Annotated in this window: 15 protein-coding genes; 6 read left to right on the forward strand and 9 right to left on the reverse strand. The window is 38.6% G+C overall.

All coding sequences use genetic code 11. The features are described 5' to 3' along the window. The first annotated feature begins 46 nt into the window (after positions 1-46). Together EHQ64_RS14485 and EHQ64_RS14490 are read left to right on the forward strand one after the other, a co-directional pair. Positions 47-961, forward strand: a complete 915-nt coding sequence (locus EHQ64_RS14485; protein WP_135650366.1) for an alpha/beta fold hydrolase — start codon at positions 47-49, stop codon at positions 959-961. 86 nt (positions 962-1,047) lie between these two features. Next, a complete protein-coding gene (locus EHQ64_RS14490) occupies positions 1,048-2,154 on the forward strand; it encodes a M23 family metallopeptidase (protein ID WP_135650368.1) in 1,107 nt (368 codons plus the stop codon). 49 nt (positions 2,155-2,203) lie between these two features. Here EHQ64_RS14490 and EHQ64_RS14495 read toward each other — a convergent pair whose 3' ends face one another. Beyond that, entirely contained in the window at positions 2,204-3,337 is a 1,134-nt protein-coding gene (locus tag EHQ64_RS14495) for a citrate synthase/methylcitrate synthase (protein WP_135650370.1), read from the reverse strand. A gap of 75 nt (positions 3,338-3,412) precedes the next feature. Here EHQ64_RS14495 and EHQ64_RS14500 point away from each other — a divergent pair, with 75 nt between their 5' ends. Further along, positions 3,413-4,654: a citrate synthase family protein gene (locus EHQ64_RS14500; RefSeq protein WP_135650372.1), complete on the forward strand. Its 1,242-nt coding sequence runs from the start codon at positions 3,413-3,415 to the stop codon at positions 4,652-4,654. Between the two features lie 69 nt (positions 4,655-4,723). Continuing rightward, the gene (locus tag EHQ64_RS14505; RefSeq protein ID WP_135650374.1) at positions 4,724-5,293 is read left to right on the forward strand and encodes a DUF1569 domain-containing protein; all 570 of its coding nucleotides are present in this window, start codon (positions 4,724-4,726) and stop codon (positions 5,291-5,293) included. A gap of 3 nt (positions 5,294-5,296) precedes the next feature. Here the strand turns inward: EHQ64_RS14505 and EHQ64_RS14510 are convergent, their stop codons facing one another. Continuing rightward, positions 5,297-6,265 carry a hypothetical protein gene (locus tag EHQ64_RS14510; protein WP_246048777.1) on the reverse strand — a complete coding sequence of 323 codons (969 nt, stop codon included), beginning with the start codon at positions 6,263-6,265 and terminating at the stop codon, positions 5,297-5,299. Between the two features lie 118 nt (positions 6,266-6,383). Here EHQ64_RS14510 and EHQ64_RS14515 point away from each other — a divergent pair, with 118 nt between their 5' ends. Beyond that, positions 6,384-7,010, forward strand: coding sequence for a hypothetical protein (locus EHQ64_RS14515; protein WP_135650378.1), 627 nt, complete (start codon positions 6,384-6,386; stop codon positions 7,008-7,010). 8 nt (positions 7,011-7,018) lie between these two features. On the opposite strand, the gene hpt is transcribed toward EHQ64_RS14515, so the two are convergent. Then, positions 7,019-7,561, reverse strand: a complete 543-nt coding sequence (gene hpt, locus EHQ64_RS14520) for a hypoxanthine phosphoribosyltransferase (RefSeq protein ID WP_135650379.1) — start codon at positions 7,559-7,561, stop codon at positions 7,019-7,021. Then, positions 7,558-8,052, reverse strand: a complete 495-nt coding sequence (locus EHQ64_RS14525; RefSeq protein ID WP_135650381.1) for a SixA phosphatase family protein — start codon at positions 8,050-8,052, stop codon at positions 7,558-7,560. The genes hpt and EHQ64_RS14525 overlap by 4 nt, the downstream gene beginning before the upstream one ends. A gap of 79 nt (positions 8,053-8,131) precedes the next feature. Here EHQ64_RS14525 and EHQ64_RS14530 point away from each other — a divergent pair, with 79 nt between their 5' ends. Beyond that, a complete protein-coding gene (locus tag EHQ64_RS14530; RefSeq protein ID WP_210410859.1) occupies positions 8,132-8,803 on the forward strand; it encodes a hypothetical protein in 672 nt (223 codons plus the stop codon). Positions 8,804-8,810: 7 nt separating this feature from the next. Here EHQ64_RS14530 and EHQ64_RS14535 read toward each other — a convergent pair whose 3' ends face one another. The 5 genes from EHQ64_RS14535 to EHQ64_RS14555 form a co-directional block, all read right to left on the reverse strand. Then, complete coding sequence (locus EHQ64_RS14535) at positions 8,811-9,908, reverse strand: quinone-dependent dihydroorotate dehydrogenase (protein ID WP_135650383.1); 1,098 nt, start codon at positions 9,906-9,908, stop codon at positions 8,811-8,813. Between the two features lie 23 nt (positions 9,909-9,931). Next, complete coding sequence (locus tag EHQ64_RS14540) at positions 9,932-10,999, reverse strand: ABC transporter permease (protein WP_135650385.1); 1,068 nt, start codon at positions 10,997-10,999, stop codon at positions 9,932-9,934. Continuing rightward, on the reverse strand, positions 10,996-11,931 hold the full coding sequence (locus EHQ64_RS14545) for an ABC transporter ATP-binding protein (RefSeq protein WP_135650387.1): 936 nt from the start codon (positions 11,929-11,931) through the stop codon (positions 10,996-10,998). Before EHQ64_RS14545 ends, EHQ64_RS14540 begins: the two co-directional genes overlap by 4 nt. 145 nt (positions 11,932-12,076) lie before the next feature. Continuing rightward, complete coding sequence (locus EHQ64_RS14550) at positions 12,077-12,733, reverse strand: hypothetical protein (RefSeq protein WP_135650389.1); 657 nt, start codon at positions 12,731-12,733, stop codon at positions 12,077-12,079. 60 nt (positions 12,734-12,793) lie between these two features. Beyond that, positions 12,794-13,795 (reverse strand): patatin-like phospholipase family protein, encoded by a 1,002-nt coding sequence (locus tag EHQ64_RS14555; protein WP_135650391.1) that lies wholly within the window; start codon positions 13,793-13,795, stop codon positions 12,794-12,796. Positions 13,796-13,832 lie beyond the last annotated feature (37 nt).

Consider the following 13,832-nt stretch of genomic DNA (forward strand, 5'->3'; position numbering starts at 1 on the left):
ATTCTTTCTTGAATAAGAAAGCTGAATAAATAAAATACCTTCTCGCATGTCTATCGATCTAAAAGAAAAAACGGGATCGTTTCCATTTCCTTCAGATTTTCCTGAAGTTCGTTCCAAATACTTGGAAGCAAACGGTCAAAAATTCTTCATACTCGAATCAGGACCCAAAGAAGGAAAACCTCTTCTATTGTTGCATGGTTTCCCTGAATTTTCTTATGCTTGGAAAAATCAGATCGGCTATTTCGCAAAACTAGGCTACTTAGTAATCGCGCCGGACCAAAGAGGATATGCGAGAAGTTCTAAACCTAAATCGATCTCTGACTATGGCTTAGATAATCTGTCGGAAGATATCATTTCTATTTTGGATGTATATGGAATTTCCAAAACGGATATAATCGCTCATGATTGGGGAGGTGCAGTCGCTTACTGGACACTTTCCAAATTCCCGGATCGATTTAGAAAAGCATGTATCTTAAACGTTCCTCATCCTACGATCATGAAACGAAAAATCCTTTCTGATAAGACTCAGCGTAAGAAGAGCAGGTATATTCTATTCTTTAGGATCCCTTGGCTTCCTGAATTTCTTCTTTCTCGATCGAACTATAAAAAATTGGAAAGATCCTTAACTAAAACTTCAATCAAAGGAGCTTTCTCCGAAGAAGAGATCAAACTTTATAAAGAAGCCTGGTCCATGCCTCGTTGTGTAAAATCAATGCTTCATTGGTATAGAGCAGTAGTAAAAAATCCGCCTAAGTTGATCCGCTCCAGAAAGATCCAAGTTCCAACTCGCATTTTTTGGGGAGAAAAAGACAGGTTTTTAGAGAAAGAGATGGCGGAAGAAACTCTGACTTTGTTTAAAGAAGCTTCGGTTCGTTTCTTTTCAAAGGGAACTCATTGGATCCACCATGAAATACCTGACATTCTGAATCCGGAACTAAGTTCCTTTTTATCGGAAGAATAGATTCTTTCCAATTTGGGAAAAATATTTCTGTACCAATAAACGTCTTATTCGATAATAAGAATGTCCAAGCTTCGGACTGTTTTCCTATGTTTGAAAGTCTCAGAAAGATCGTAATCATTTCCATTTTAATATTCTTATCGAGTTCTCCTCTTTTTGCGAAAGAACAGGATAAGAAAAAGAAGAAAGAAGAACCTAAAAAGGCCTCCGTTCTTCCTAAATTGAATACTGTTGCGTTAAATTCCAAACCTGAGAAAAAGAAAGAAGAGAAAAAAGCAAAACCGATAGTTGCTGAGAAAAAAGGATCGAAACGACTCAAAGGAGAAGCAGTAGAAAAGCAGGAGGAACTTTTTTCTTTCTCGTTGTCGGGAAGAAAATTTGCACAAGGAGAGCTTTTGTTCTTAAAATTAAAACCTTCTCCTAGGGTTGCTGATAAGCTTGGAAATTTTGTGATCCATTGGGAAGGGCAAGAGATCCCTTTTGCTCAAAAAGAAGGATACGCCTATGCATTTCTTCCGGTTTCTCCTGAATTTTCTAAACCTTATGCAGTTTTAGAACTTATCGAAAAACATTTTTTCACTAAAAACGATTCCAAAAAATACGAGATACCTATTCAGAAAACGTACTTTGCAACTTCCAAAGTCTCTCATTTGACTATGGATAAACAATATACAACTGAAGAGCTACCCGAAGAAACAAAAACATTTATCAAAGAATGTTCTGAAGCGAAAGCAAAAGCATTTTTATCTAAGTCCGATCTTCAATTCGAAAACGATTTCGAATATCCTGTTCCGAATCCAATCTTAAACAGTCCTTTTTATAAGCGTAGGATCTATAATAAGGAAAAAGGAAGACCACATGGTGGTTCTGATTTTAAAGGTGGCATTGGAGATCCTATCTATGCGATAAACGACGGAACAGTAATACTTGCAAGGTCCATGTATTATGAAGGTAACTTTACCGTGATTGATCATGGGTTAGAGCTATATTCCCTTTATATGCACCAATCCGAGATTTTGGTGAGACCGGGTGATAAGATCAAAAAGGGTGATTTGATCGGAAGGATCGGAACTACAGGAATGTCTACCGGCCCTCATTTACATTTGGGACTTAGAGTTTTAGGAACGATGATCGATCCACTTTCGGTAGTTCAAACAGAGCTAGTGAGTGTAAAGACTAAAAGTTCTAAACCTTAATCGATCAAATACGGGAAGAAACAATAGTTCTTTCCCGTATTTTGCTCAGTCAATTCCAAACCTTTCCGTCTTCTCCCGTATAGATCGCATCCGGTCTTAGAATTCTTTCTTTCATTTGTTCGAAACAATGTGCTGTCCAACCGGCTGCTCTTCCCATTGCAAATATTGGTGTAAAAATTTCTGTAGGAAGACCCAGCCCATGCAATAGTAACGCAGTATAGAATTCCACATTCGTTTGCAGGATTCGATCCGGTTTATATTCTTTCAATAAGCTCAATGCGGTTTTTTCCACATACATCGCAAGCTCGTAAAAGTCTTTTTTCTCGTCAGTGTCATACAAGATCTTAGATGCTTTTGCAAGAACGTCCGCCCGGGGATCCCTCACTTTATAGATCCTATGTCCAAAACCCATTAATCTTTCATTATGTTTAAGTTTATCTCTTAAGACCTTCTCTGCATTTTCTTTCTTTCCTATCTCAAAAACGGTATCCAAAGCCGGTCCAGGAGCTCCTCCGTGCAAAGGTCCTTTTAATGCACCTAAGCCGCCAGTCACTGCAGAGATCATATCGGATTGAGTAGAGATGATCACTCTTGAAGCAAACGTAGAAGCATTTAAACCATGATCACAAACGGTATTTAGATACGTATTCAATGCCCTTACATTTCGAGGATCCGGATCTACTCCGCTCAACATATACAAAAAGTTTGCAGCGATATCCAAGTCTTGTCTTGGAAGCACCGGGGCTTGCCCTTTGATCAAACGGTATGCCCATGCAACGATCAAAGGAAATGTAGAAAGAACAGCCATAGCATCCTTTCTTGGATCTTCCTTTTCAGATCCTAAAGAGAGGGCTGCAGAACCGATCCTCAAAATATCGATCAAAGGAAGATTTGCATATACTGCTTCTTCTATAATCGTTCGTATAACTTTGGAGAATCTTCTAGAAGATCTAAGCTCTTCTGAAAACAAACTGGTTTCGGTAGGTTGAGGCCTTCTATCATTCCAAAGTAGGAAGATCGTTTCTTCGAAAACTGCCTTACCCGCAAATTCTTCCACAGGATAACCCGCGATGATCAGCCTTCCGCCTTGTCCGTCTACCTTGGATAATTTGGTCCTGGCTGCAGGAACTCCTTCCAGACCTGGACTATATATTTTCTCTTTTTCCTGTTCAGAGAGTGTCATACTTTTTCTCCTTCGTTCGGATTTGAGTTTAGAGCATTGACATTATATAGTCAATGTTGATTATATTGTCAATATATGGCTTTTTCTTACAAAAAACCTTTTTTAAGTGCGGACGAAGCCGCCTCCGCATTGGGGGTAGAAGTTCAAACCATATATGCATACGTTAGTCGAGGCCTTCTTCACTCCGAATCAGGTGGCAGAAAAGATAGAAGCAAGCGATATAGAAAAGAAGATATAGAGCAATTATTATTAAGAAGAGAAGAAAGAAGTCAACCTGGCAAAACAGCGAGGGCAGCACTTTCTTTGGGACAACCTGTATTGGAGTCCTCGATCACATTATTAGGAGAAGATACTCTTTTCTATCGAGGAAAAGACGTTTTAAAACTCTCAGAGAATCAAAAATTTGAGGATGTAGCTTCTTTACTTTGGGATTGCGAAGAGTCGTATCCTTTCGATACAACATGGCCAAAACTATCTGAAGAATGTATAGGGATCCTAAATCGATTAGAAGGTCGTCCTATTTTGGATATTTCTAGGATCCTACTTCCTTTTATAGAATACGAAGATGCAAAGGCATTCAGAAAAGATCATAAGACTTATAAAAAAACATCCTCTTCTATCTTGAGATATTTATGTTTATTCTCTTCCGGAAAAACAAGTTCGGAAGGAAGTATTTCAGAAACACTTCTCTCTTCATGGAATAAAAAGAAAGAATCTTCTAATTATGGATCGAAACTTAGATTGTTGGAAGCTTCTCTCATTCTATCCGCAGATCATGAACTGAATGTGTCCTCCTTTACGGCAAGATGTGTCGCGTCTAGTGAAGCTTCCTTATACCAAGTAGTACTTGCCGGGCTTGCCGCACTCTCCGGTCCGAAACATGGGCAATTGACTGAAAGAGCATCCACCCTTCTTTCTCAATCCACAGGTAATTTAAAAAAAGATAAACTTCTATTGGAAGAAAAATTAAGGAATGGAGAGAACATACCGGGCTTCGGTCATCCCTTATATAAAAAAGGAGATCCTAGAGGAAAAAAACTGATCGAGATGGTAAAACGTTTTTACCCGAATGATCCAAACGTACAAATCTATCTACAATTTTTAAAACAAGTGGAAGAATTGATCGAAGATTATCCTACAATCGATGCAGGGCTTGCTCTAGTTTCCAAAGTTTTACAACTTCCAAAGGGAGCAGGGATCGGGATTTTTGGGATCGGAAGAACAGCAGGTTGGTTAGCACATGCGATGGAACAATACGAATCAGGCAATCTAATTCGTCCGAGAGCGAAGTATATCGGAAACCTTCCGGAGGTTTAAGCAAATCCTTGACTCTTATAATTATCCGATCAGGGTAGAGTTATAAACAAAAACTGTGGAGAGCCTCAAATGTCGGGTGGGAATTTTTCTAGAAAAGAATTTATACAAAAAAGTATAGTAACAGGTGTGATCTTAAGCTCGGGATCTACGATTGTATCCTGTTCCAACGCTCCTTCCGGTGCAAAAGAAAGAGGTCTTCAACTCTCAAACTTTTCGGAAGCAGGTATTGAGTTAGATAAACTTCTAAAAGCAAACACGATCTTACAATACGGAGAATGGACTCCAAGCCAGATCTTACTTCATTGCGCTCAAAGTATTTATTATTCGATCAAAGGTTATCCTGAAAACAAATCCGAAATTTTCCAAAACACCTTGGGCAAAATTGCATTTTGGAATTTTTCCAGAAAAGGTAAAATGTCTCACGATCTAAACGCTCCAATCCCTGGTGCTACAGGTTTACAATCTGGAGTCTCTCTTTCCGATAGTGCATTAGAACTAAAAAAAGCGATCTCCGCTTTTGAAAATTATTCCGGAGAATTTGCTCCACATTTCGCATACGGAAAACTAACTAAGAAAGAATACGAACTCGCCCATTCAATGCATATCGCAAATCATCTGGATTATTTAGCGTTAAGTTAAAAGTTATTCTTCTATCTTAACACTACTTAAAATTTTCTCTATAGATTCCTCGTGTTTTCTTCCTTTAATAAGGCTTTCGTCTACAATAAACACGAGGCTATAGGGTTGTTTATGTTTCGCGAGAAAGAACATACCTGTTTTAGCATATCTAGGTCTGAGAACATCGTAAAAAGTCCAAAAGGTTCCATAATATCTATCTTCGAAAGATTCTCTTTCCAATTCATTCAATTCTTGAATATCTCCTCTTTGCAATTGAAGATCCAAGATCTTTTTGAATTGAGATAAAAGTTCCGAATCATCATCGAAACGGAACGGAACAAAAAAGATACGGACTACAGGATATCGATTCGGATCCGAATCGCTAGAAGAAATAATCCCCGCGATCTGACCAATCCCGGTTTTGTCTTCTAAATTCAAATTTTGAGGATTATGAAAATAAAAGTCCTCGGGTAAATGAATGCTTAGTTTTAGATCTTCATTTTGTAATAACCTTTCCGCTTCTACAAAATTCCATTTGGACAGATCCTTCTGCTCGAAGTCCGGCTTAAACATGGAATAAGCCACGAATATTTCCGCTCTCTGTAAACTTTTAAAGCTGATAAGTCCTGAAGCCAGAACTAGAATCCCCAATAATCCAATTTTATAATACGCCTTATTATCGATCAATCTTGCGGATAAGACACCAACAGCATAAACCGAAAAGAAAAGGATCCCGGATCTATTTTCAAAAAATCCGGTCAATAAACAGCCTAAAATAGAAAAGGCAAAAAAACCCGCTTCTACCCAAGGAACTAATTTGATGGTAGGTCTTTCGATCCCGACTTCCGCAAAAATCGCGGGAAGAACGATCTTCGTTTCCAATTTTCGGAATGCGAATACAATTCCCCAAAAAAGTATACCGGATACGAGGTATCCGATCAAGGCCAACCCGATCATCCAAAGCAAAGGAAGATGTGCCTCGTGATAAAACAAAAAAAATAACGCGAAAACGGAATATACTAGGAAGAGCTTTTGAGTAAGGGAAAGTTCTTGCAGCTTTCTAACCCGGGCTGTTCCCTTTTCCCATCCTGGAATTCTAGGGAGCAAATTTATGAACCAGATCACCCAGTTTTTCTCCAATCTTAAGGCAGACTTTGATAAGTTAAACCAATCCGTAGACGACTTGGTGAAAACCTATAACGCCATCGTTCATTTTCTGGATTTGATTTCCAACCTCTTTCCGATCGATTTGGTTTTGGTTTTAATACTTTCCCTGCCTTTATTATATGTAATCAATACCTTATCCCCTTCGACACCAAGGGTAAACTATACGATTTCAGTCCTTTTCGTATCCGGTCTTAGATCCTTCTTAAGTCATGCAGTCATCGAATCCTGGGAAATTTTTGCGGTATTAAAAACCGCAGCAATCCTTCTTTTACCCGCCTATTTTTTAGTACTGGCAAAATTCATTTTCTCCTTATTTCAAAAATATAGGATCCGGAAGAAAGCATTGTCCCCTAAAAACTTAGAGTCTTCATTTATCAGCTTACAAAAAGCATATCACGACCTAAGTGCTGAAATTTATTCTGAGTTAGGAAAAGTAGGTGAGAAAAATTTTGCGGATGGAGAAAGATTTACCGTAAAGATCCAAGAATTAGAAAGATCAATTTCCGGATTTAAAACATTGATCCAAACATCTACTCCACCATCTTCTGTTTCTGAAACAGAGAGGGAATAAACAGAGACTTATTCGGAGTAAAGAAAGACACCCGGAAGATTTCTAAATTTGCCGTCATAATCCAAGCCGTAGCCGATTACGAATTCTTTCCCGATATTCCAACCCACATACTTGATAGGATATCCTACAGCGTCCCCACCCTCTTTAAACAGGAGGGAAGCAACCTCTAATGATTTAGGTTTTTTGGATAAGATATGAGAGATCAAAAATTTCAAAGTACGGCCTGTATCTACAATATCTTCCACTAAAAGAACGTCCCGATCTTTTATATCCGAATCCAGATCTTTTATCAATTCCACAGTCCCGCTGGATTCCGTCCCGATATAGGACTTTGCCTGAATAAAATCCAATTCCAAGGAAATCGGGATCTCTTTGGTCAAATCCGAAAAAAAATAAACTCCTCCACGAAGAATGCAGACTACAACAGGATCTTTATCCGTATAATCCTGAGCGATCTGTAATCCCATCTCTTTTACACGGGCTTCTATCCTTTCCCTTGCAAACAATGTCTTGAACGGAATATTATTATAATTTAAAATATCATTCTTCATGGGGTCCAAAACCTTTTAAGTTTGCAAGTCTCACTACTCAAATCTGCCCAATCGTTTTTATCGAAAATTAAACTTACAAAAGAAGATGTAGGGAATTTTTCGAAGATGGAGTCTTTACTCCCACCATATAATAAATAGTTTGTAAGATCCTCCAATCCCGGATTATGACCTATTAAAACTACACTTACTACTTTTAAAGGAAGTCCTCTCAGAATTCTGAGCAGATCCGAATGATCCGCCTCATATATTTCATTTATAAATTGTACATCTTTTGTAATCGTTTGAAAACTTCTGATAACCTTCAGAGTTTCTGAGGTTCGGACAGAAGGAGAAACTAGAATAAGATCCGATTTGAAGGAGATCTTATGTAAATACTTTGCTAAGAAGCGGGCATTTTTACGACCTCTTTTGGATAAAGGTCTTTCTTTATCCTTTAAGTTATTATCGCTCCAATCTGATTTAGAATGCCTTATTAGATGGATCTCTTTCAAAAGCTTCTCCTATTCGTTAAATGTTTAAACCTGGAATTTCATTGACAAGGATCTTTCCGAAAGATAAAACTCATGAGCTATGTTAAGGATATATTTAATCGGGGGACTCTTCTTACTATCCTTTGTCACAAGTCTTTCTTCTCAGATCGCAGGAACACCTGATGAGGAGAAAGCTAAGAAAGAATTACAAAATCAGTGGTCCAAAAAATTCCCAGGAGACAGAATACTTTCCGTCCAAGCCGCCGGAAAACCGAAACTGATCGAAAAAGAATCTCCCGAAGAAAATTTGCCTGCTGATCTAAGATATAAATTTTCCTTCTTCGTAACTAGTCGCAAAAAAGAAGGCCAAACAACCAAAACTCCCGTTGGAGTGATCTATCATTTCGTGAGAGAAAAAGGTTGGGTCTTCTCCGATATCGGAATGGCAAGATCTGTAGTAGTTACCGAACCGGGAAAAGAACCTCCTACTAAGGATGAAGTTTATCAACTTGTAGAAGAGGCAATCTTAGAAGAGAAAGGAAAGAGCAAATCAGTCGAATCTATTCGACTCACCGAGCCCGAATTCGGTCAAAATCTCACTCCAACCAAGGAACAGTTTTGGTTCAGATACGAAGGCGATTTCGAAATTTCAGAAAACGGAAGTAAAACGGTTTGCACTGAAGTATCGATCCGTTTAGTGAAAGAACAAGGTTCAGCAGTTTGGAAAGCTGAATGGGACGAAAAAGGTAAATGTAAACCTTCGGAAGAATAAATCTAATTTAGATCTTATTTCTTCCTACAAGTTCAGAAATCGATTTAGCTCCGGTTTTCTCCAAAACTCCATCTAGATATTCTAATATTCTTACGGGCAAGAAGGGACCGTTATATACGTATCCTGTATAAAGTTGGATCAGATCGGCTCCTGCCAAAATTTTTTCCAACGCAGCTTCTCCTGAATTAATCCCGCCAACCCCTATAATCGGAAGAGATCCTTTCAGAATAGAATAAGCGTATCGTACAAATTCGGTAGATCTTTGGCGAAGAGGTTTACCGGAAACCCCTCCTTCTTTTTCTACATTCGGAAAACGTGATAAAACTGATTTATCTACAGTGGTATTTGTCAAAATAACACCCGACAATTTAGAATTCGGTAGGAGTTCCAACAGAACTTTTAGTTCTTCTTTCTCCATATCAGGAGCGAATTTCACGAACGTAGGAATCGGAAATTTTCCTCCTAACCCGTTTTGGATCCCATCCATCAATTTGATGAAATTTTCTTTCTTTTGAAAGTTCCTCAGACCTGGGGTATTGGGAGAAGAGATATTAATGACCGCATAGTCTGCATAAGGAGTCAGTTTTTTCAGAGAATATACATAATCTTCTACAGCATCTTCTTCAGAGACAATTTTGGTCTTACCTACATTGATCCCACGTATACCATTCTTCTTTTGTTTTCTAATGGTTTCTTCGGCAAGATCAGCTCCAGGATTATTAAATCCCATTCGATTGATCAAAGCCTCGTCTTCGGAATATCTGAAAATTCTAGGCTTAGGGTTTCCAAGTTGAGCCTGGCCTGTGATTGTTCCTACTTCGATAGAACCGAATCCCAGCCTCGAAAGAAAAGGATACAGTTCTCCGGTTTTATCAAAGCCCGCACCAAGCCCTACAGGGTTTGCAAACTCGATCCCGGCCACCTTAGTCTTCAAACGAAGACTCGAATGGTTCATAATCGATTCCAATACAGGAAAGACAAAAGGAAGTTTTTTGGAAAGCCCAAGTAAACCTTGGGCAAGATGATGAGCGGACTCCGGATTGATACTCAGAAAGAAAGGTTTCGCAGTCTTTTCATAAACCCATTGTTTCCATTCCGAATTCATCCGAACTCCTATACTTCGTTAAACTAAGACCAGCGAAATATACGAAGCCCCGTACCCAAGAAGAAAAATCCGATCAAGATCATAAAAGCACAAGGATAGATAGACTCTGTAATCCCGGAGCCTTCTATAAATACGGCTCTTAGAGAATCCGCCATCAAGGTAAGAGGCAAATGTTTGATGAACGGGAGAATAATATCCGGAAAATTCTTATAACTGAAAAAGATACCGGACAAAACCATCATTGGAAATGTGAAAGCATTCACGAGCCCGTTCCCTACTTGAGCACTTTGAGCCCTTGATCCTACAAAAATGCCGATGCATGCAAATGCAAAATTTCCCGTAAGAAAGATCATAAATGCTGCTATGGGCGAACCAAAAAATGCATTTTCGAATACCGTGAAAGTAAAGGTAAGAAAAATAATAGATTCAACCGTTGTTACTACGATCCGAGTGAAGAAAAAAGAAAGCACGAATGCGAGCTTATTCATAGGTGTCGCTGACATTCTTCTTAAAAGTTTTTTCATCCTCATTTCGATCAGATTCCAACCGACCCCCCAAAGACAGGAATTCATAACTCCCATTGCGAGCATTCCCGGAACTAAATAATCTATATATCTTGTTCCTTTTGAGTCTAGTTTTCTAATCTTAGAACTAGCTTGGCTCTTTCCGTCTGCACTCATAAGAGCGTTGGAAAGAAGAAGATAATCTCTCTGAGCATTCGCATTATTCGGATCGAAAGAAAATTCTAAATTTCCTGCTTCGTCCTCTTTTACTAGAAGATTGATCTCTCCTCTCTTCAGAGCTTTGATCGCCTCTTCTTCTTCAAAAATTTTAGGTACGATCACACCTAACCCGTCGGAATTCCCACTGACTGAATTGGAAAATGCTTTTTCTATCTTAGAACTTAGCGCATCCGCATTATGAGAAGAAGAGATGATCGCAACTCTAGTTTGAGGAACTCCCTTAGAAGTAAATGCGAGCCCTAAAACCCCGGCGATCGCAATCGGGAAAATGAATGCCCAAAAAAGGATCCCAGGTTCTCTATAAAATTCCTTTAATTGGATTGTGACTAAATAATAGATCTGTTTCATTCTTCCAGCCCTCTTCCGGTCATGGAAAGGAATAAGTCATCCAAAGTTTTTTTATGACATTCCAATTCTTTTAAAACGATCCCTGATTTGGAAAAAGAATCCAACATCAAAGGAAGATAATCAGTGATCCTTTCTACGTTGATCCGCCCTTCGTGGGTGTCGGAATTCCAACTGAACTTGAATTTTCCTTTTTCTGGAAGGATACTACTCGGATCATTTCCATTCTCCAAAGAGAAACGAACGATCTCTCCTCCACCTAGTTTTCCCAAAAGTTCGGATAAGGATCCTTGGTCCAAAATTTTTCCCTTATCCATTACTATGATCCTTTCGCAAAGAACTTCTGCTTCTTCCATATAATGTGTGGTAAGGATCATCGTGGTTCCATATGTTCTTAGATCTTCTAAGATTTTCCAAATATCTCTGCGAGCTCCTGGATCTAAACCGGTAGTAGGCTCATCCAAAAATAAGATTTCCGGTTTGTTCATGATAGAAACTCCCAAAGCCAATCTTTGTCTTTGGCCTCCGGATAAACTATTTACGAAAGATTTGTTTTTTTCAGTGAGTTTCGTAAGTTCCAAGATCTCATGAAGCCTTGATTCGGGGGCCTTATAAAAACTTCCGAATAGTTTCAGAGTTTCCCAAACTGTGGCCCGGTCCATAAATCTCGTTTCTTGAAGTGCAAGGCCGATATTACTTCTGAGAAAAGTTTCGCTCTCTTTCCAGCCTGTTCCTAAAATTTGGATCTTTCCCGAATCCGGAAATTGGATCCCTTCCAACATCTCTATTAATGTTGTTTTTCCTGCACCGTTTGGCCCGAGCAGACCTACGAATTCTCCCTTTTTAATTTCTAAAGAAAGATCGTTAACTGCGGTTACATCTTTAAATTGTTTTTTTACGTTTTGAACGGATATAATGGTTTCTTTTGAGTTCACAAAAACTACCTAAGAAACAAAATCCTCCGATTTCATTTGGCTTTCTATCTATTTTCAGAAAGCAAAAATTTTTCCAAAGGAAAATCGTAAGAAAAAAATAATTTCGACTCGAGTCCTTCGTAAAAATGGGAAAGTAGAAAACTTCTCAATCCTTCAGGATCAATTTGTAATCATTTTTGGGTTCTAGATTTGTAATATGAGATTCCCAAATGTTTTCAGAAACACATTCGCCCGAAATAGAACCTTCTAACAAAAACAGATTTTCACAAAGAAGTTTTCCAGTATGAATGCTCGCTTTAACATCTGAGATGGCTCCCTTCCAAGTTTCTCCAGTTTTCATTATGTATTCCAAATAATAACCTGCAGGTTGATCATTCTTTGCCTTTGAAGAGAAATAAGGAGGAGTAAATTCATAAGAAACGATCAAATGCCTAAACCCATGCTCATCAGGTTCTATCTTAGAAACTGTAAAAGGAAAAATAGAAGGATATTGCTCTTTTCCTAAAACATATGTTTTTCCTTTTCCGGCAGTCCTTCGGTTTATAGAATAAAATTGGTCGTTATAAGAAACCTCAAATTTACGCAAAGGAAAGGATGGCGTTTCTGGAAATGCAAGTTCCTGCCCATCTAATGATAAACCGCTAAAAAAGAAGTCTACCCTGACTTTTACGGTTTTCTCATCTATAAATTCAATTCGGATCGTTTCGTGATCTAAGCTGGTCGGATTTCCGGAAGATTGCTCCGAAGGTTTACAGAAATATAAGAATAATAAAATTATAATAAAGACTTTTTTCTCAAACAAAAGGACTCTCCAAAATATTTCTCCTTCCACTATTCTCTGTTCGAATATTGGCAATCGATATCAATTCTTACGCAACTTCTCCGCTTTTTTCACCCAATCTTTTTTCAAATACTCCAGGATCCTTTCCTTGTTCTTTAAAGCGTCTGATTTACCAAGCTCATAGGTTTCTCTTACACCTTTAGCATTGGTGTAATCGAAAGAAGTAATCGGAAGCTGGCGAGAAGGAGTTACTAAAAAACAACGATCTAAAAGTCTAGGATCTTTTCCTACGATGGTAGTCGGCTCGTAATGAATTCCTATAATTTTTGCATGAGGAGGGAATGCCTCTAACATCAGATTATTTGTCAATCCGCCATCCAGATAATATTCTCTTCCATGATTTTGAAAAGAAACGATCGGAGGAATAGAAGAAGAATTCATAATGATCTGTTCGATCACCGCAGGATCCCTGAAGTCGGCTTCCGTAAAAAGAACCTCTTTCATATTCCAGTTTCTTAAAACACGAAAAGTCCTTTCAGTATGAAGCCCTTTGCCTCTATCTCTTTCGTCCTCTAAAAATGCCTTTCCTGTTTCTGCGATCAACCTCGCAAGGCGAAATGTATTCTTATTCGCGTCGTCTTTAGGAAAAGCCTTAATGGTATGAATAAAAACTTTTACTCCTGAACGGATAATTTTTTCGAAATCCATTCCGAATCGGATCGTTCTACGATACATATCCTCGTGGGGAAATGCTTTCCCTCCACGAAACAAATTGGTAAAATAAAAATTACGAGGATTCTTGCGGACAATCCTTTCGAAAAAAGAAACGGATTCCTCTTCCGTCCCACAGATAAGAGAAAGAACCATGGCTGCTCCGGCAGAAACTCCGGAAACTTGTTTAAGTTTTAACCCCCAGCTTTTGAGTTCATGGCCGAAACCTAAACCGTAAAATGCCTTACAACCTCCGCCTGCGATCGCAAAACAAATCTCGTCTTCCAACCAAATTCCTTGGAAAACTTCTCCGATCTTGGAACCGGATTCGGATTTACGAGGAGGAAGTTCGTATTCATCAATGATAGGCATTTGATTCAAAAAGTCCTTAGGACCATTCTCCGATTTT

Origin of the sequence: Leptospira sarikeiensis (genome assembly GCF_004769615.1) — a bacterium.
Lineage (GTDB): Bacteria > Spirochaetota > Leptospiria > Leptospirales > Leptospiraceae > Leptospira_B > Leptospira_B sarikeiensis.

Coding starts and splice junctions, on each gene's coding strand:
- EHQ64_RS14485 (WP_135650366.1), top strand. CDS start 47: ATGTCTATCGATCTAAAAGAAAAAACGGGATCGTTTCCATTTCCTTCA.
- EHQ64_RS14495 (WP_135650370.1), bottom strand. CDS start 3,337: ATGACACTCTCTGAACAGGAAAAAGAGAAAATATATAGTCCAGGTCTG.
- EHQ64_RS14515 (WP_135650378.1), top strand. CDS start 6,384: ATGAACCAGATCACCCAGTTTTTCTCCAATCTTAAGGCAGACTTTGAT.
- EHQ64_RS14540 (WP_135650385.1), bottom strand. CDS start 10,999: ATGAAACAGATCTATTATTTAGTCACAATCCAATTAAAGGAATTTTAT.
- EHQ64_RS14530 (WP_210410859.1), top strand. CDS start 8,132: ATGTTAAGGATATATTTAATCGGGGGACTCTTCTTACTATCCTTTGTC.
- EHQ64_RS14535 (WP_135650383.1), bottom strand. CDS start 9,908: ATGAATTCGGAATGGAAACAATGGGTTTATGAAAAGACTGCGAAACCT.
- EHQ64_RS14555 (WP_135650391.1), bottom strand. CDS start 13,795: ATGCCTATCATTGATGAATACGAACTTCCTCCTCGTAAATCCGAATCC.
- hpt (WP_135650379.1), bottom strand. CDS start 7,561: ATGAAGAATGATATTTTAAATTATAATAATATTCCGTTCAAGACATTG.
- EHQ64_RS14490 (WP_135650368.1), top strand. CDS start 1,048: ATGTTTGAAAGTCTCAGAAAGATCGTAATCATTTCCATTTTAATATTC.
- EHQ64_RS14505 (WP_135650374.1), top strand. CDS start 4,724: ATGTCGGGTGGGAATTTTTCTAGAAAAGAATTTATACAAAAAAGTATA.
- EHQ64_RS14500 (WP_135650372.1), top strand. CDS start 3,413: ATGGCTTTTTCTTACAAAAAACCTTTTTTAAGTGCGGACGAAGCCGCC.